14 protein-coding genes and 3 pseudogenes are annotated in these 16,459 nt (G+C 65.7%); 7 read left to right on the top strand and 10 right to left on the bottom strand.

From position 1 onward, the window contains the following. Positions 1 to 98: 98 nt before the first annotated feature. A complete protein-coding gene (locus ACLQ7E_RS18000; protein ID WP_411733936.1) occupies positions 99 to 1,817 on the bottom strand; it encodes a VanW family protein in 1,719 nt (572 codons plus the stop codon). 144 nt (positions 1,818 to 1,961) lie between these two features. Next, positions 1,962 to 2,870 carry a phosphoserine phosphatase SerB gene (gene serB / locus ACLQ7E_RS17995; protein ID WP_411733935.1) on the bottom strand — a complete coding sequence of 303 codons (909 nt, stop codon included), beginning with the start codon at positions 2,868 to 2,870 and terminating at the stop codon, positions 1,962 to 1,964. Positions 2,871 to 3,084: 214 nt separating this feature from the next. Between serB and ACLQ7E_RS17990 the strand changes: the two genes are divergently transcribed. The 5 genes from ACLQ7E_RS17990 (at position 3,085) to ACLQ7E_RS17970 (ending at position 7,247) form a co-directional block, all read left to right on the top strand. Beyond that, positions 3,085 to 3,870 carry an ABC transporter ATP-binding protein gene (locus ACLQ7E_RS17990; RefSeq protein ID WP_411733934.1) on the top strand — a complete coding sequence of 262 codons (786 nt, stop codon included), beginning with the start codon at positions 3,085 to 3,087 and terminating at the stop codon, positions 3,868 to 3,870. Positions 3,871 to 3,954: 84 nt separating this feature from the next. Further along, entirely contained in the window at positions 3,955 to 4,758 is an 804-nt protein-coding gene (locus ACLQ7E_RS17985) for a sulfite exporter TauE/SafE family protein (RefSeq protein ID WP_411733933.1), read from the top strand. Next, a complete protein-coding gene (locus ACLQ7E_RS17980) occupies positions 4,758 to 5,645 on the top strand; it encodes a TrmH family RNA methyltransferase (protein WP_411733932.1) in 888 nt (295 codons plus the stop codon). Before ACLQ7E_RS17985 ends, ACLQ7E_RS17980 begins: the two co-directional genes overlap by 1 nt. A 136-nt stretch (positions 5,646 to 5,781) precedes the next feature. Beyond that, on the top strand, positions 5,782 to 6,039 hold the full coding sequence (locus ACLQ7E_RS17975) for a type B 50S ribosomal protein L31 (RefSeq protein ID WP_217388051.1): 258 nt from the start codon (positions 5,782 to 5,784) through the stop codon (positions 6,037 to 6,039). A gap of 140 nt (positions 6,040 to 6,179) precedes the next feature. After that, complete coding sequence (locus ACLQ7E_RS17970; protein WP_411733931.1) at positions 6,180 to 7,247, top strand: biotin/lipoate A/B protein ligase family protein; 1,068 nt, start codon at positions 6,180 to 6,182, stop codon at positions 7,245 to 7,247. Positions 7,248 to 7,296: 49 nt separating this feature from the next. Here ACLQ7E_RS17970 and ACLQ7E_RS17965 read toward each other — a convergent pair. From ACLQ7E_RS17965 to ACLQ7E_RS17955, 3 genes and pseudogenes are all read right to left on the bottom strand, one after another. Beyond that, a pseudogene (locus ACLQ7E_RS17965) lies at positions 7,297 to 7,610 on the bottom strand (integrase core domain-containing protein); the annotation flags it as partial. A gap of 317 nt (positions 7,611 to 7,927) precedes the next feature. After that, positions 7,928 to 8,725: a DUF2182 domain-containing protein gene (locus tag ACLQ7E_RS17960; protein WP_411733930.1), complete on the bottom strand. Its 798-nt coding sequence runs from the start codon at positions 8,723 to 8,725 to the stop codon at positions 7,928 to 7,930. A gap of 28 nt (positions 8,726 to 8,753) precedes the next feature. Further along, positions 8,754 to 9,371, bottom strand: a complete 618-nt coding sequence (locus ACLQ7E_RS17955; protein WP_411733928.1) for a DUF1326 domain-containing protein — start codon at positions 9,369 to 9,371, stop codon at positions 8,754 to 8,756. Between the two features lie 597 nt (positions 9,372 to 9,968). Between ACLQ7E_RS17955 and ACLQ7E_RS17950 the strand changes: the two genes are divergently transcribed. Both ACLQ7E_RS17950 and ACLQ7E_RS17945 read left to right on the top strand, forming a co-directional pair. After that, on the top strand, positions 9,969 to 10,187 hold the full coding sequence (locus ACLQ7E_RS17950) for a hypothetical protein (RefSeq protein ID WP_411733927.1): 219 nt from the start codon (positions 9,969 to 9,971) through the stop codon (positions 10,185 to 10,187). Between the two features lie 30 nt (positions 10,188 to 10,217). Then, positions 10,218 to 11,758, top strand: a pseudogene (locus tag ACLQ7E_RS17945) (Tn3 family transposase); the annotation flags it as partial. Positions 11,759 to 11,794: 36 nt separating this feature from the next. On the opposite strand, the pseudogene ACLQ7E_RS17940 reads toward ACLQ7E_RS17945, so the two are convergent. The 5 genes and pseudogenes from ACLQ7E_RS17940 to ACLQ7E_RS17920 all read right to left on the bottom strand — a co-directional run. After that, positions 11,795 to 12,262, bottom strand: a pseudogene (locus ACLQ7E_RS17940) (helix-turn-helix domain-containing protein); the annotation flags it as partial. A gap of 275 nt (positions 12,263 to 12,537) precedes the next feature. Beyond that, positions 12,538 to 13,308 carry a 5'-methylthioadenosine/S-adenosylhomocysteine nucleosidase gene (gene mtnN, locus ACLQ7E_RS17935; RefSeq protein WP_411733926.1) on the bottom strand — a complete coding sequence of 257 codons (771 nt, stop codon included), beginning with the start codon at positions 13,306 to 13,308 and terminating at the stop codon, positions 12,538 to 12,540. Continuing rightward, complete coding sequence (locus ACLQ7E_RS17930) at positions 13,305 to 13,772, bottom strand: S-ribosylhomocysteine lyase (RefSeq protein WP_411733925.1); 468 nt, start codon at positions 13,770 to 13,772, stop codon at positions 13,305 to 13,307. Before ACLQ7E_RS17930 ends, mtnN begins: the two co-directional genes overlap by 4 nt. Before the next feature lie 291 nt (positions 13,773 to 14,063). Then, positions 14,064 to 15,437: an NAD-dependent succinate-semialdehyde dehydrogenase gene (locus ACLQ7E_RS17925; protein WP_411733924.1), complete on the bottom strand. Its 1,374-nt coding sequence runs from the start codon at positions 15,435 to 15,437 to the stop codon at positions 14,064 to 14,066. A 169-nt stretch (positions 15,438 to 15,606) separates the two neighbouring features. Next, on the bottom strand, positions 15,607 to 16,356 hold the full coding sequence (locus ACLQ7E_RS17920; protein ID WP_411733923.1) for a VOC family protein: 750 nt from the start codon (positions 16,354 to 16,356) through the stop codon (positions 15,607 to 15,609). Between the last annotated feature and the right edge of the window lie 103 nt (positions 16,357 to 16,459).

Here is a 16,459-nt window from a genome sequence, read left to right as displayed (position 1 = left end):
GGGGGCGCGCCCGCGGGGCGCGTTTTCCCCCGTTTGGCGCGGCCCCCCGGGGGGGGGGGGGGCAACGCCTCCTTCGCATGTCCGCGCGTGGGCGGGGGTTACGGCTTCTTGCCGCAGATGACATTGTTCCAGGGCTGGTAGGTCCAGGACTTGGTCTCCGCAGGAAGCGTCTTCTCCGCCGAGGTGCGCGTGCGCGTGACGTTGATCGAGAAGCCCTTCTTGCCACCGTTTTCGGGCTTGCAGTTATCGGCCGGGTTGTACTCGGTGCCGGGGTTGGTGAAGTTGTACTTGGCCGAGGACTTGCTGCCCACCTTCCAGTAATCGGTGCTCCACAGGCGGGTGTTGACAGTCCCGCCGCCCACCCAGGCCTCGATCATCACGCCGTAGGGAGTGTTGTTCTTCCACGCCATGTCGACCTGGCCCTCCCAGAGGGTGGCCTCGCGGCCGGCGGGGTAGCGCTCGAACCAGCGGCTGTGCGGTTTGTGCGTGATGTCGTCGTAGCCGGCCAGGAAGCCGGCGTTGTACAACTGCGTGGAGATCTGCGACAGCCCGCCGCCGACGGCCTCGGTGGCGAAGCCGTTGACGACCACGCCGGAACCGTAGTATCCGTTGGCCGTGGTGATCGGGCCGAGCGCCTTCTCCAGCGAGAAGGTCTCCCCGGGCATGACCAGCACGCCGGTGAGCCGCTTGGAGCCGGCATAGAGGTTCTTGGTGCGCACGGTGTCGGCGGCCGGGTACGGGGTGGAGAAGGTCACGATGGCCTCCTTCACGCCCAGCTTCTTCGCCTGCGCGGTGGTCAGCTCGGGGACCGTGGTGGTCAAGGCGACCTTGGCGGTGCGGTCCTTGTCCTTGTCCTTGGATGCGGCCAGCACCAACTTGTCCAGGTCCTTCGAGTCGATGGACGTGCCGTTTTCGGAGGGGATGACCGTCGGCGCCCCGCCGGAGAGCACGATCTTGGCGTCCTTGGCGGTGGACTTGAATCCGTCCGACCCCTCGGCGGCGGCTTCGACCAGCTTCTCGGTGTCCAGGGACATGGTCACGGTGCCGTCGGCGATCTTGAACGATGCCGCATCGGCCAACTGCTCCGGGGTCAGCGAGGCGGTGGACTTCCCGTCGGTGAGCTTGATCGGGCCGGCAACCAGCGGCTTGGCCGTCTCCTCGAGGGCGGCCTCCAGAATCTTGGCGGAGGTCTTGGGCTCGCTCAGCGCGGCGGGGAGCGCCAGCGGCTCCGCCGCGTCGAACCAGGACGCAGAGACGACGCCGACGGACTCGTCGATATTCAGCGCCACCCCGGTGACCGGCTTGGTCAGCAGGGGCTTGGCGCCGTCGAAGGCCAGCTTTCCCTCGGCCGTCTTGGCCGCGACCTTGGAGGCCAAGGCGTCGAGCTCGGCGCGCAGCTTGGCCTCATCGACGTTGCTGGCGGGTTCGATGTGCAACTGGCCGGTGAAACGGTCGAGGAGGGTGGCGGGGTTCAAGTCGAAGCCCGTGAGGCCGTCCAGGGTCCCCTCGATGTCGATCGCCAGTCCTGCAGCCGTCGGGTCGAGGGATTCCTGCCGGCCGTTGACCTGCACCGCGACCTCTTGCGTGGTCGCCGCGGTGAGCTTCTCTTCGAGGATCTGGCGCGCAGCTTCCGGGGAGAGCGAGCCGACGTTCACGCCGTGGACGGTGGTGTTGGCCGGAATCTGGGAGCCGGCGTAGGCGGCAGCGCCCGAGTACAGTCCTCCGGCAAGTAGGACGCAGGCCCCGCCGATAAGCCAACCGCGGCGTGACTTGCGTTCCGGGCCGCGTTGCCTGCGACCCAATTCTTCACTCTGCAAAACGATCTGTTCTCTTCCATCGGGGGCACACCGGCGTACCGTGTTTGGGGTTGCGGCGCCCTTCAAAAGGGCTCGGCCGCCTTCTGCATCCTACCGGTGGCATCCAAACGAGGGATTAAATATCAGGTGATTAGGGGTAAATCGTTATGAGATCCCAACCAAATTGGCGATGATGTCCAGCCGCGGCAGGTCAATCCGGGCATCGGCTGCATCGCGCAGCAGCGGTTTGGCGTTGAACGCGACCCCGAGCCCGGCGGCGCCGACCATGTCCAGGTCGTTGGCACCGTCGCCGGCAGCTATGGTGTGTTCCATGTCGATGCCCAATTCGCGGGCCCAGGTGCGCAGCATGACTTCCTTGTAGGCGCGGTCCACGACCTGTCCGTTGACCGCACCGGTGAGCCGGCCGTCCACGATGACCAGGTCGTTGGCCCGCGCGAAGTCCAACTCCAGTTCGGCCGCAAGCGGGTCCAGGATCTGGGCAAAGCCGCCGGAGACCACCGCCACGTGGTGGCCTGCCGCCTTGAAGGCTGCAATGAGCTCTGCCGCGCCGTCGCTGAGTTCCAGGCGATCGCGCACCGCGTCGATCACCTCGGCGTCGAGCCCGGCCAGGGTGGCGACTCGGGCGTGGAGCGAGGCGGCGAAGTCCAGCTCCCCGCGCATTGCGGCTTCGGTGACCGCCGCAACCTCGGCCTCACGTCCTGCATGGGCGGCCAGCAGTTCGATGACTTCCTGCTTGATGAGCGTGGAATCCACGTCCATGACCAGCAGCTTCTTTTTCGCACGCACGAGCCCGGCCGGGACCACGGCGATGGCGGAGGCGCGCAGCGCGGGGTCCTCGGAGCGGGCCAACAGGTTGTCAAGCGGGTTCACCAGGGCGCGCAACTGGCGCACCGTCCCGGTGACCTCCCAGCGCGCCCCGCTGCGGCCGGCACCGGCGAACTCCTGCTCGTCGATCACCTCGTGGCCGGCGGCGGCCAGGGTGCGGCGCAGGCTGGCGGGTTCGGCACACGGCGTGGCGGCGGAATGGAACACGATGAAGGCGGTTGAATGCATTCGTTTATTCTCCCGCGGCCGCACGCACCCACCCAAAACGTGGCACGGTTTGTTGCGTGGCATCTTGTCCGGCGTCACACCCCGATTTCGACCCTGCAGCGGCACCACGGAATCGGGGGAGTATGGGGTGTGATGCGTGCCCGGGGGCGAGTTCGCGGCATGTCGGCCGCGGCCAGTTGGGTCAAAGGAGGGTCACTGGCCTAGTGTTTTACCCATGAATGAAGTGCTGGGCCTCGCCGACGTCTCCGTGGTACGCGGACGCAAAGACTTACTGACTGACATCAACTGGCAGGTAAAGGAGGGCGAGCGTTGGGTGGTCCTGGGACCCAACGGCGCCGGAAAAACCACGCTGCTGCAGATTGCCGGTGCCCGGATGCACCCCACGCGCGGCGTGGCAGGGGTTCTGGGCGAGGTGCTCGGCGCCGTAGACGTCTTTGAGTTGCGCCCCCGCATCGGCCTGTCCTCCGCGGCCCTGGCCAACCACATCCCGGAACACGAGAACGTGCTCAACGTGGTGCTGACGGCATCCTACGGAATGACCGGACGCTGGCGCGAGGCCTACGAGAAACTGGACGAGCGCCGCGCGTTCGCCTTGCTCCACGACTGGGGTATGTCCACCATGATCAACCGCCCGTTTGCGACGCTCTCCGAGGGAGAGCGCAAGCGCGTGCAGATCGCCCGTGCCCTGATGACCGATCCCGAGCTGCTGCTGCTGGACGAGCCGGGCGCCGGGCTGGACCTGGCAGGCCGCGAGGACCTGGTGGCGCGGCTGAGCGAGCTGGCCAACGACGAGGAGGCCCCGGCGATGGTGCTGGTCACCCACCACCTCGAGGAGGTCCCTCCGGGCTTCACCCACGCGCTGCTGCTGCGTGACGGCCACGTGGTGGCCGCCGGGCCCATCAATGAAACGCTGACCGAGGAGAACCTCTCGGCGACGTTCAACACGCCACTGAGACTGCGGGCCGAGGGCGGGCGCTTCAGCGCCGTCGCCAAGCACTAGCCGAAACCTGCGGCAACACCGCCGCCACGGCCACCCGGCCGTGGCGGACAGCAACGAATCATCAACAGGGGAGCGGTTTCCGGCGTGGACTTGTGGCGCGACATCATCATCTTTTTCGCGGGCCTTTGGGCCGGAACCATCAACACGATCGTCGGTTCAGGCACCCTGGTCACCTTCCCGGTGCTCGTGGCCCTCGGGTTCGCGCCGGTGAACGCGGTCGTCTCCAACGCCATGGGCCTGGTTGCCGGCGGATTCTCCGGCGCCTGGGGCTACCGGCGTGAAGCCGCCACCGTCTCCAAGACCATGCTCAAGCTTGTCCCGGTCTCGCTGGCCGGCGGGCTGATCGGCGCCTGGCTCCTGCTGAACCTGCCCGACACGGTGTTCGGCTATGTCGCCCCCGTGCTGATCGTGCTGGCACTGCTGCTGGTGATCTTCCAGCCGCGGCTCTCGGCGTGGGCCAAGAAGCGGCAGGCAGCCAGCGTCGGCGTCAACCCGGCCGAGGCTGACCATGCGCGCATCGGCGCGACCCTTTACATCCTGGTGTTCCTCATCGGCATCTACGGCGGCTACTTCACCGCAGCCCAGGGCATCTTGCTGATGGCCGTTTTCGGGATCTTCCTGCACGCCTCGCTGCAACAGTCCAATGCCGTGAAGGTGGTGCTCTCTCTGGCGGTGAACATGGTTGCCGCCATCTCCTACCTCATTTTCGCCCCCGAACGCATCCACTGGCCCGTGGTGCTGCTGATCGCCGTGGGCTCGCTCATCGGCGGATTCATCGGCGCGAAGGTCGGGCGCAAGCTCTCCCCGGGCTGGCTGCGCGCGGTCATCGTCATCCTGGGCCTGGTGGCACTTGCCAACATGGTTGCCAAGCTCATCGTCGGTGCCTGATGCAATCACCGGACCGAACTCCCGACCTGGATGCCCAGCAGGAGGCCGCGGTGCTCGTGGCGGCCGGCGAGGACCTGGCCCGGCGGCTGGTATTCCTGCACTCGGGCCAGGACCCGCGGGCCCGTGACTACGCCGGGCTCTCCGATGCCGCACTGCGCCAGGTTTCGGACCCGGCCAACGGGCGCTACATCGCCGAAAGCTCAAAGGTCCTGCGCCGGGCGCTGGCCGCCGGTCACGCACCGCGTTCCTTCTTCATGGCGCCGAAGTGGCTGGATTCGCTGCGCGACGTGTTTGCCGCCCACCCCGAGGTGCCGATCTTCGTGGGCACCGACGCGGTGCTCGAATCCATCACCGGCTTCCACCTGCACCGCGGCGTGCTGGCGGCCATGGACCGCCCCGATCCGCTGGAACTGGACCAGGTGCTTTCCGGGGCCAGTCGGGTCGCGATCCTTGAGGACATCGTCGACCACACCAACCTCGGTGCGATCTTCCGCTCCGCCGCGGCGCTGGGCATCGACGCGGTGCTGATCACCCCGCGCTGCGCCGACCCGCTGTACCGGCGCTCCATCCGGGTGAGCATGGGCGCGGTGTTCCAGGTGCCGTGGGTGCGGCTGGATTCCTGGCCCTATGACCTGCGCGCCGTGGCCGCCGCGGGCTTCGAGATCGCCGCCATGGAGCTGACCTCCCATGCCCGGGGCATCGACGAGGTTGCCGGGGGAAACAGCGAGAAGCTCGCACTGGTCCTGGGCACCGAGGGCGCCGGGGTCAGCGACGCGGTGCTGCAGCTGGCGGACCTCCACGTGATGATTCCCATGCGTCCCGGCGTCGATTCGCTGAACGTGGCCGCGGCGTCGGCGGTGGCCTTCTGGGAACTGCGCGCACGCTAGGTAGGCCAACCCGCGCCTGAATTGGAAATTCCCAGGAACGTTCGGCTACACTGGAACGTCGGCTTCGTGATCCCACGGGCCGGTTTGGCACATTTGGTTGCTGGCAAAATCCAGTGACGTGAGCAAAGGTTTTAGCATGAAGGCTGATATTCACCCGCAGTATAACACCATGGTGTTCCACGACCTCGCCTCGGGCGAGAAGTTCCTGACCCGTTCGACGGCCACGAGCAAGAAGACCATCGAGTGGGAAGACGGCAACACCTACCCGGTCATCGACGTCGAAATCTCCGCCGCTTCACACCCGTTCTACACGGGCAAGCAGCGCATCATGGACTCGGCCGGCCGCGTCGAGCGCTTCAACGCCCGCTTCAAGGGCTTCGGCGGCAAGAAGTAATTCTGCCTTCACGCCTGCACACGGGATCCTCCACTTCGGAGGGTCCCGTTGCTGTTTAACCCGCCACGGGCCAGGCGCATGGCGACAGGACGAAGCACCCGCTTCGCGGGGTGCGGCGCCGGGTGACTAGGATGGAGTCCATGACTCAGGGCTACACGCATCACGGTGAATACAAGGTTGTCGGCGGGAAATTGGTCGTCGCCGACCTGCTGGTTCAGGACGGGGCGATCACCGCCGCCTCCATCAACGGGGACTTCTTCCTCGAGCCGGACGAGGCCCTCTTCGACCTGAACGCCGCATTGGTCGGCCTGCCCGCCACCGTGGAGCATTCCGCGGTCCGCGACGCGGTGAACGCGGGGCTGCGCGAGGGCGCGGTGATGGTCGGTTTCGACGCCGATGCCGTGGCACGCGTGGTGCGCAGGGCCCTGGGGCACGCCACCACCTGGGCCGACCACAACTGGGAGGTCCTGGGCCCGGACACCATGCCGATCATCGAGAATGTGGCCCTCGACGAGGTGCTGGCCCGTCAGGTCGCCGCCGGCACGCGCGGCCCGACGCTGCGCCTCTGGGACTGGGACGACTCGGCGGTGATCATCGGATCCTTCCAGTCGGTGCAAAACGAGGTGGACGCACGGGCCGCAGCGGATCACGGCATCAAGGTGGTCCGGCGGATCAGCGGGGGAGGCGCGATGTTCATGGAAGCGGGAAACTGCATCACCTACTCGCTCTACCTGCCCTCGTCGCTGGTCGACGGCATGAGTTTCGCAGATTCCTACCCGTTCCTGGACGCCTGGGTCATGGAGGCGCTGGCTGCGGTAGGCGTCAAGGCGCACTACAAGCCACTGAACGACATTGCCACCGACGCCGGGAAGATCGGCGGGGCCGCGCAAAAGCGCCTGGCCGGCGGCGTCGTGCTGCACCACGTGACCATGAGCTATGACATCGACGCGGAAAAGATGCTGCAGGTGCTGCGCATTGGCCGGGAGAAGATCTCCGACAAGGGCATCACTTCCGCAGTCAAGCGGGTGGACCCGCTCAAGAGCCAGGCAAAGCTGGACCGCGCCCAGATCATTTCAACGATGATCGACACCTTCACCCGGCGATACGCCGCGACCATGGGGGAGATCGACGAAGCCACGCGGGAAACTGCCCGGGCGCTGGCGACGACCAAGTTCTCGACCCCCGAATGGACGGCACGCGTCCCGTAGACGCGTGCGGCCATGGCCTGCCGAGTCGAGGGTGCCCGCCCTGGCTGTATTACCCACGGAGGTTGGGAACGCGGTCGGCAGGTGACAGACCCTTCAGCGAGGTGTGTCCTCGACAGTTGTAATAGTCTAACCACGCGGAAAAGCAGCCACGCGTTCGGCCTCCGAGCGGTATGGCCGGGCGTAGGCCCACTCCTCGAGCATGGTGCGGTTGAACCGTTCGACCTTGCCGATGGTCTGCGGCCGGTAGGGGCGGGTGCGCTTGTGCTTGATCTCCGGTCCCAGGGCGTCCCTGAACGCGTGGGAGCGGCAGCAGGATCCGTTGTCGGTCAGGACCCTCTTCACCGTGATCCCGGCCGAGTTGAAGTAGGGGGCTTGTGAATTAGTGAAAAATCCGACGCTAACCGTTCTATGGGGCCCCAGTACTTTTAAGGTGTCTATTGGGTATCCGGTTAGCTCAGGTAGAACGATCCGGCATCGGTCCACGCTGCCTGACCTAACCCGATACCCACTACGCGCATTACCAACACAACAGGTGCGTCCTGGATGCCCGCACTGCCTGTGATACGGCGCCCACAATCGAAAGAATCCTCGCGCCGACACCCTTAGACCGCGTCAGTTCTGCAGCTGACTGTGAGTTTAAGCCGACTCAGATTCGTCGTCACGGACCGCCACGGCCCAATTCAGAGAGCCGGACCCGCCATTGTCGCCGGCGTCAACAACACCACCACCGCGGTCACCATCAGCGCGAAAGCGACCGAGAGATTGGCCACGCGCTTCCACGGGAGCATCTTCTCGGCTGCGATGAAGGCCCCCACGAGTGCCATCCAGGCGACATTCATCACTCCGAGCGCGAACAGTGCCACCATCAGGGCCCAGCAGCATCCGATGCACCAGGCGCCGTGTCCTGCTCCCATACGGAAAGCGCCCCCGTAGCCTGGCCGCATGCGGTGGAGAATGAAGTCCATCGGCGACCGGCATTTCATCAGGGCGACGTTCTTGGCCGGTGTGAACTGGTAGGCGGCCGCCGCCAAGATCACCCCAGCCGCCAGGTAGCGTCCCCCCGGCTCCGAGGAAAGGAAGCCCGGGAAGAGCGCCGCGACTGACGCGTAGAGCGCGTAGGCTGCAATGCCGTAAATGGTCCAGGCGATGAGATAGCCGGCCACGAACACCGCCGGACCGCCGGACGGTGCGGGGCGGCCGGACTCGCGCCGGTGGCGATGGATTCGCGCGTAGGCGACCACCATTGGTGCAACGGAGGGAAACATCATCGCTGCGAGCATCACGACCCAGGTGATGAGGAAGAATCCCAAGGATCCGGGATCAGTCCAGCGGCCCATGTCCATCCCGCTCATCCGCGGGGCCGTGAAGAACCAAGCTATGGCCGCGAGGGCGAGGAGAACGGCGACCAGACCGGCCTCGCGGGGATCGATCCGGGACCTGGTGCCCGCCGGTGGTCTGGCACCAGGTTCCGGTGTCATTTTCCTGTTCGACATGTGAGGCGGGCCATCATGCGCGCCCCTTGGGGGCGCCTTCCGTAACCTCACTGGCGAAGCTGAATTCCGCACTCTCACCGTAGACCCCCTCGAATTCGAGGCCGAAGAGGTCAGAGCGTCCCGGCGCTTTCCCGATCATGAACTCGGGCGCGAAGCCGAACATTGCATTCTTGACCGTCGTTACCCCTCCAGCGGGGCCTGGCAACGGTTCGAAAGTGTAGCTGACCCGCCCCGCGACGGAGCCGGAAGGCCTCTCGCCGTCGCTGAACGTGACGCTGGCACGCTCAACGCCCAACCATTCCCCATACAGCGCCGCGAAGTCAGCGAAAGGACCGCCGGCGTCGCCATGGAGGATGCTTTCCAGAGCGCCCGCCTGATCTTCGGACGCGCGTTCGTCAACGACGACGCCGACTTTCCAGTTGCCGGCACTTAGATTGGAGGGGAAAAGATTGGCGAAAGCAAAATCGACTCCCGAGAGGTCGGTGTCATCGTTATTTCCGCTCGCGATATGGAACACAGCTACGCCGCGGCACTCGCCATTAGGCCCTGTAGGTGGACCATCGACGGGGCAAGGGCAAATCAGCGAGCAGCTGCAATTTGCCACGTATTTTCCGGACATTTCCCAAGACATAGGACTCTCCTCCTTGGCACCGTCGCCTAGGAGACACGCCCCTAGGCGTATCGGAAAATTTGTCATGAACGCGGGAAAGTCCCCGTTAAGGCCGACAATATTCCCGCCGTGCCTAAGTGTCAATAGGTCGCGTTGACTCACTGTAAATGCTCGCGAAATGGGGCGCGTGCCTCATTTAGGAATGCTCGCGAAAACTCTGGCCACCGGGCCAAAGCAGCCCGCCGGCACCTGGCCGCCGAGGTACGAAAGCCGGCACGGGACATCCGGTGTGACTGGCGTGGCGCCGGCCGCGCGGATCCGGTCCGGCGGCCATCACGCTACTGGGGCCATTCTGGACGCACTGCCGGGAACCCTGAGGGAAATAGTCCGTGGCCACCCTGGCCGAGGAGCTCGAGCGGCTGGAGCGCTTCGACGAACTCGGGCCCTGGCCTCCTGCTCACCGACGAAGTCCGGGACGAGCTGTTGTCCATGTCCACTGGGACCGTCGACCGGTACCTGAAGCCCTTTCGTGCGGCCCGGTATCCATCGGCTTTGTCCGCCACCAAGCCCGGGGCGATGCTGTGTTCGGAGATCCCGGCGCAGTAGTCGGGCACGTTCATGGAGCGTGAACGTGGGTTCTTCGAGATCGGCACCGTCGCCCACTGCGGACACAGCCTCAAGGGAGAGTTCCTGTATTCGATCACGCTGACCGATGTGTTCACCGGGTGGACGGCGAACACGTGTGTGAAGAACCTTGCGCACGGCCATGGGGTGGCCGGGATCGAGGTACTGGCCCGGAACCTGCCCTACCCGATGCGGGCGCTTGATTTCGATTAAGCCGAGCTAAATCGAATTCGGCTTTGCTTCGACAACGGCACGGACCGCGGATTCTACGAGTTCTGCGCCCTCACGGAACTCAAGTACGCACTTCGGTCCGGAGGCATGTGGATCACCTGACCCCGCCAGTTCCGCGACTTCGATGACTACCTGCTGGCCGACTCCGACTACACGGTCATGAAAAACGCGGAAGAACTGCCCCTTGTCACGACAGACGGCGGCGAACGATATCTCCAGGACCGTCTTGCCCTGCTCAGTGAACGGCTGCACCAGGTCAACGGGCTCGCCTCCCGTGATGAACTGCCCGGGGTGCTGATCACCGCAAGCGGTATGAAGATCACCCCGCTCGAAATGATCGTCCCACCACTCGCGCAGCCCCTGATCGATCAGGCCAGCGCCATGTTCCCGCAGATACGGATCACCGACCTGTTGGTGGAAGTCGATGGCTGGACGGGCTTCACCCGCCATTTCACCAACCTCAAGTCCGGCCAACCCTCCAAGGACAAGCAGCTCCTGTTCACCGCGATATTGGTCGACGGAATCAATCTGGGCCCGACGAAGATGTCCGAGTCCTGCACCGGCCTCACCTATGTCCAGCTGGACCGCCAGCAGGCTTCCCATATCCGGGATGAAACCTATAGTGCAGCCCTGGCAGAACTGGTCAATGCCCAGCATGCACACCCCTTCGCCGCACAGTGGGACGATGGCAGCATCTCTTCCTTGGACGGACAGCGCTTCCGCGCCGGCAGCCATGCTGAATCCACCGGCCATGGGAACCCGAAATACGCGGCCGAGCCAGAACGGCTGATCTACACCCACGTCTCGGACCAGTACTCGCCCTTCCCCAGCAAACTCATCAACGTCGGGGACCGCGACGCGACCTAGGTTCTGGACGGGCTGCTCTATCACGAGTCCGACCTCGCGATCCAGGAGCACTACGCCGACACTGCCGGATTCACCGACCATTTCTTCGCCCTCATGCACCTGCTCGGCTACCGGTTAGCACCACGGATCCGCAACATCGGAGACACCCGTCTCTACACACCCACCAACGATCCTGCATTGTCGACATAGGCGCCGCTGATCGGCGGTGCCATCAGCACCAAAACCATCACCGCACACTGGGATGAAATCCTCCGGCTCGCCACCGCCCTGCGGGAACTGGGCAGAATGGAACGGTCCCTCTTCCTGCTGGACTGGCTCCAAGACCCGACCTGCGCCGCAAATCCACCGCCGGATTGAACATTGGCGAGGCCAGGAACATACTGGCCCGGGCGGTGTTCTTTAACCGTCTGGGGGAGATTCGCGCTCGGTCCTTCGAGCAGCTGCGCTACCGGGCCTCGGGGCTGATTCTTGCTACCTCTGCCATTGTTCTCTGGAACACCGTCTACCTAGAGCGCACTTTCGCCACTTTGAATCAGGAGGGAAACGCCACGGATCCTGACCTGCTGCGGTTCCTCTCACCCCTGGGATGGGAACATATCAACCCCACCGGGGACTACACCTGGCCACGCACCAACAAGATCAAACCCGGCAAATACGGGACTGTCCGACGCTTGGCGAAACCTTAGCGTCGGATATTTCACTTTTTTCACAAGCCACCCGGGGTAGGCGTTGGCCCGTTCCCAGAAGCCGGCGGCGGTTTCATTCTTCTCGTCTTCGAGGATCTCGGTGTATGCCAGCCGTGAGTGGTCATCGACGGCAATGCGGAGGTGGGCGTAGCCGGGGCGGCGGTTGGCCGGTGCCTTGGTCTTGTTGCGTTTCCAGGTGGCACGGTCCTGCCAGGCGAGCCGGGAGCGCCCGATCCGGAAGAGGACCTTGTGCGCGGTGGAGGGGCGCAGGCCAAGCAGGTAGCCGATGAGGGCCGGGCCCCAGCGGCGGTTCACCCTCAGTGCGATGATCCGCCGCTCGGTGCGCGTGCACGTGCGTCCTGGGAGCTGCGGGGGGCGGCTGGATCGGTCCTGCATCCCGGATTCCCCGTGTTCGCAGTAGCGGGAGGCCCAGCGGGCGGCGGTCGTGACGGAGACCTGGACGCGTTCGGCGGCCCGGCGCAAGGACCAGCGGTCCTCCACGATTCACCGAGCCAGCTGTAGACGGCCGCGGGGTGCCGGGAGGGCATTAGAAGGGGACATGAAGAAGACCTCCGGGATGTCGTGATTGTTGTCGCAAACACCATTTCACTTGGAAGTCTTCTTCTTGTCACTCAGCCACGAGGCATGTCACTAACGTCCGTGGTTAATACACTTAGCCGCGGCTGGACGGGCATGGATCCGGAGGCAGGCGGGACCGCACGACACCCCATAGGCCGGGGATCAAGCAATGCCCCTCGATCGCGCCGGTCCCGGTGGGGTTAGGCGAAAGCCAATTCGGTTTCTTTACGCGGCGATCCCGCATCTTGCCAAGACCTGAGGACGGCGAGGGTGATCTCGGCCGAGCGCTCTGCGGCGTCATCGACATGATCCAGGAAGTCGGCATCGGAGGCCGGTCCGCAGAGGTCAGAGATCCCGCGGACGGCCAGGAACGGGGCCCCGAACGAGGCGCAGGTCTGCGCGATCGCCGAGGATTCCATGTCGGTGGCCAGGACCCCGTCGAACTGCTCCTTGATGATGGCAGCGCGTTCGTGGCCGACGAACGAGTAGCTGGAAACCACCAGCCCGCGATGCACGGTGGCCACGATGCCGTGCCCTGGATTCCCGACGTTGCTGGCCTCGATGAGGAAACGCGGCGTGCGGTAGGAGGCGGGCATGCCCGGGACCTGACCGAGCTCGTAGCCGAAGGCGCGCACATCGGCATCGGCATTGATGTTCACCGATCCGATGACAACGTCGCCCACCCGCACCGAGTCACCCAGTCCGCCGGCGCTGCCGGCGCTGATGACCAAGGGCGCGGGGGCTTCGGGGGCTTCCCGGTTGGCCCGCAGCAGTGCCGCGGTGGCGGCACCGGTGGCGTTGACAAGGCCGATGCCGCCCTGGACGAAGAGCGCACTCAGCCCATCGAGGGTACCGGTGCGCTGGATCGAGTTGCCGACCTGCACCGGTTCGCCCACCGAGGCGGCGCGCTGGAGGAAGGGGAGTGATTCCTCCTCCATGGCGGTGATGACTACGACGTCGATCTGGCTCACGCGGTGACCTGCTCCCAGACGGCGCGCTGGGCCAGGAAGGCGCGGGCGGCGTCCTGGGCCTCGGCGAGGGAGTGGTTTTCGCCCCAGCCGCACTGGATTTCGTTGGCTGCGGGTACCTCGGTGGCCTTCAGCACGTCGGCCAGCGTCGCCTCGATGAGGTTAGCCGCGGCCGCGACGTCGGGTTCGCCCTGCAGGATGAGGTAGTAGCCGGTCTGGCAGCCCATGGGGGAGAAGTCGATGACGGAGGCCGAGTGGTTGCGGGAGGATTCGGCGAAGAGGTGCTCGAGGGAGTGGATCGCCTTCATCTGAAGATGGGCAACATTTGGCTGGGTGAAGCGCACGTCATATTTGGTAATGACGTCCCCTTGCGGGAGCTGTTTGCGGTCGGCGACGCGCACGTAAGGTGCCGAGACCGTGCGGTGGTCGAGGTTGAAGGACTCAACGTTCATGCGTTCAGGGTTCATGGTTGTGCTTTCCTGCCGGAGTTTCGACGCCGGGCCAGCTCGGGCGCGGTTCTTGCAAACCCAATTCTATCCGGCGGGCGCGGCGCGGCGGTTGACGATTGCCTCACAGCGGTCGGAACCGACGCGGGCCGGGCACACCGCGTCGGTTCCGACCGGCCATGGCCCCGCGCACGTGGCCCGGTACGGAGGAGCCGGACCGGGCCACGCGTGGGACGGAAGGGAGGGCAGGGAGGGCAGGGAATCATCCTGCCGTCCGGGCAGGGATCCGGGGCGTGGCCGGCAGGCCCTGCGCTAGCCGCGGAAGGTGACCAGCTTGCGGTTCACGAACTCCTCCATGCCGTACTTGCCCAGTTCGCGGCCCACGCCCGAGCGCTTCACCCCGCCGAACGGAAGCTCCGCGGCGGACCCGCTGGTCTGGTTGATCGAGACCATGCCGACCTCCAGCTGACGGGCGATGCCGTGGGCGCGGTCCATGTCCGCGGTCTGGATCGAGGCGCCGAGCCCGTAGGCCGAGCTGTTGGCCAGCGCCACCGCCTCCTCGTCGCCGGAGACCTTGTAGAGCACGGCGACCGGGCCGAAGAGCTCCTCCGAGTAGGCGCGCATCTGAGGGGTGACATCGGCCAGCACCGTCGGGGCGAAGAACGACCCGTCGCCTTCCAGCGCTGCCCCGCCGGCCAGCACCGTGGCTCCCTTGTCGATGGCGTCCTGCACCTGGGCGGCCAACCCGTCCAGGGCCGCGGCCGAGGACAGCGGGCCCAGGAACGTCTCGGGATGTGCCGGGTCGCCGACCTTGATGCCCGTCACAGCGGACGTGAAGTCCTCGACGAACTCGTCGTAGACCAATTCGTCGACGATGATGCGCTTGGCGGCATTGCAGGCCTGGCCGGTGTTGCCGAAGCGGCCCATCATGGCTTGCTTGGCCGCACGCTTCACGTTGGCATCCTCCAGCACCAGGAACGGGTCCGAGCCGCCGAGCTCCAGCACGACCTTCTTCAGGTTGCGGCCGGCGATCTCGGCCACTGCCGAACCTGCACGTTCGGAGCCGGTGAGCGAAACGCCCTGGACGCGGGGATCGGCGATGATCTCGGCGACCTGGTCGTTGGTGGCGAAGATGTTCACGTAGGAACCAACCGGGGCACCGGCATCGGCGAAGATCCGCTCCATGGCGAGCGCGGATTCGGGGCACTGCGGGGCGTGCTTGAGCAGGATCGTGTTGCCGTTCATCAGGTTCGGCGCGGCGAAGCGGGCGACCTGGTAGTACGGGAAGTTCCACGGCATGATGCCCAGCAGCGCACCCACGCCTTCCTTGCGGATCACCGCGGTGCCGCCGGAGGCCACCTCCAGCTGCTCATCTTCCAGGAACTTCGCGCCGTTGGCAGCGTAGTACCGGTAGATCGACACGGTGATGTCGATTTCCTTCCCGGACTGGAAGATCGGCTTGCCCATTTCGCGGGTGATGATCGCGGAGAGCTCGTCGCGGCGTTCCTCATAGAGGTCTGCGACGCGGTTAAGCAGGACGGCGCGTGTGGCGATGGCCGAGGTGTTCCAGGTGCCGAAGGCCGCATGGGCGCTCTGGAGTGCTGCCTGGATCTGCGCATCGGTGGCCGGGGGATAGGTTGCCTCGATGATGCCGGTGGCGGGGTTGGTGACGGCATAAACACTCATGGGTACTCCTTGGAACGGCAGAACGTGGTTACTTGCTACCGTAATTCATGTGTGCGCCCGATCACCAACCGGCCGGTGGGTCGCCGTTGCCGCCCGACGTATCCTGTCATCCGGGGGCCGCCCTGCTGTGCGGAGCCATTCGGAAGCGGCGAGGTCGCGGGAAGCCGGATCAGGATTCCGCGGCGGTCCCGGAACGCGGGACCGATGGTGCAGGCAGCACACAAAACTCGTTGCCCGAGGGGTCCTGGTAGACGCGCCAGGGAATCTCTCCCCAACCGGGGTGCAATTCCCGCCCTCCGCGTGCGGCGATTCCCGCGGCCACGGCGTCGGGGTCATCGGCACCTTCGAGCCGCAGGTCCAGGTGCATCCTGTTCTTCGCGCCTCTCTTGGCTGCGGGCTCCCCGACGAACTCCAACAGGGGTCCGCGCAGCGAGGGGTGCCTGAGGGTGTGCGGCGCCGCGGCGGTGACCGCGGTCCACCCTGTCAGCCACGCCCAGAATTCGGCGTCCCGGCCGGGATCGGCGCAATCCATGGGAATGGCGGCGATGGCCCCGGTGTCCTGGTATGCGGCGCGTTCTTCCATCACGCAGAAGGCGTTGCCTTCCGGATCGCCCAGCACGACCCACGGGACAGCGCCCTGCCCGATGTCCAAGCGGGTGGCTCCCAGCTCCAGGGCCGCGGAAACCACCGCGTCCTGCCCCGGGCCGCCCTGAAGGTCCAGGTGCAGCCTTGCGGGATCCACGGGTGCGTCGGGGACCGGTTGAAAGCACAGGTCCAGCGTCGGCCCACCCGGGACCGCCAGCCGGGTCTCGAATCCCTCCGAGGTGTCGGTGAGCTGCTCGCAGCCCAGCAGTTCCTGCCAAAACCTGCCGACGCGCTGCGGGTCCACCGCGTCGAATACGATGTTCTCCAGATACATGGGCACCAGACTATCGTCGGTGTCCCGAGCGTGCAGGTAAGGAACGCTTTCCTGCTGCCCGGCAATTCCCGCAGAGGGACATGGGCGGGGTCCACGGATCCCG

The organism is Paeniglutamicibacter sp., from assembly GCF_046714615.1.
GTDB lineage: Bacteria > Actinomycetota > Actinomycetes > Actinomycetales > Micrococcaceae > Paeniglutamicibacter.
The sequence above is the reverse complement of the archived record's forward strand: the minus strand, read 5'-3'. Positions and strand labels throughout refer to the sequence as shown.

Bases quoted from the DNA above. Each gene is read 5' to 3' on its own strand.
- ACLQ7E_RS17975 (WP_217388051.1), top strand. From the start codon at position 5,782: ATGAAGGCTGATATTCACCCGCAGTATAACACCATGGTGTTCCACGAC.
- ACLQ7E_RS17955 (WP_411733928.1), bottom strand. From the start codon at position 9,371: ATGTCTTGGGAAATGTCCGGAAAATACGTGGCAAATTGCAGCTGCTCG.
- ACLQ7E_RS17960 (WP_411733930.1), bottom strand. From the start codon at position 8,725: ATGACACCGGAACCTGGTGCCAGACCACCGGCGGGCACCAGGTCCCGG.
- ACLQ7E_RS17970 (WP_411733931.1), top strand. From the start codon at position 6,180: ATGACTCAGGGCTACACGCATCACGGTGAATACAAGGTTGTCGGCGGG.
- ACLQ7E_RS17925 (WP_411733924.1), bottom strand. From the start codon at position 15,437: ATGAGTGTTTATGCCGTCACCAACCCCGCCACCGGCATCATCGAGGCA.
- serB (WP_411733935.1), bottom strand. From the start codon at position 2,870: ATGCATTCAACCGCCTTCATCGTGTTCCATTCCGCCGCCACGCCGTGT.
- ACLQ7E_RS17950 (WP_411733927.1), top strand. From the start codon at position 9,969: ATGGAGCGTGAACGTGGGTTCTTCGAGATCGGCACCGTCGCCCACTGC.
- ACLQ7E_RS17930 (WP_411733925.1), bottom strand. From the start codon at position 13,772: ATGAACCCTGAACGCATGAACGTTGAGTCCTTCAACCTCGACCACCGC.
- ACLQ7E_RS17980 (WP_411733932.1), top strand. From the start codon at position 4,758: ATGCAATCACCGGACCGAACTCCCGACCTGGATGCCCAGCAGGAGGCC.
- ACLQ7E_RS17920 (WP_411733923.1), bottom strand. From the start codon at position 16,356: ATGTATCTGGAGAACATCGTATTCGACGCGGTGGACCCGCAGCGCGTC.
- ACLQ7E_RS17990 (WP_411733934.1), top strand. From the start codon at position 3,085: ATGAATGAAGTGCTGGGCCTCGCCGACGTCTCCGTGGTACGCGGACGC.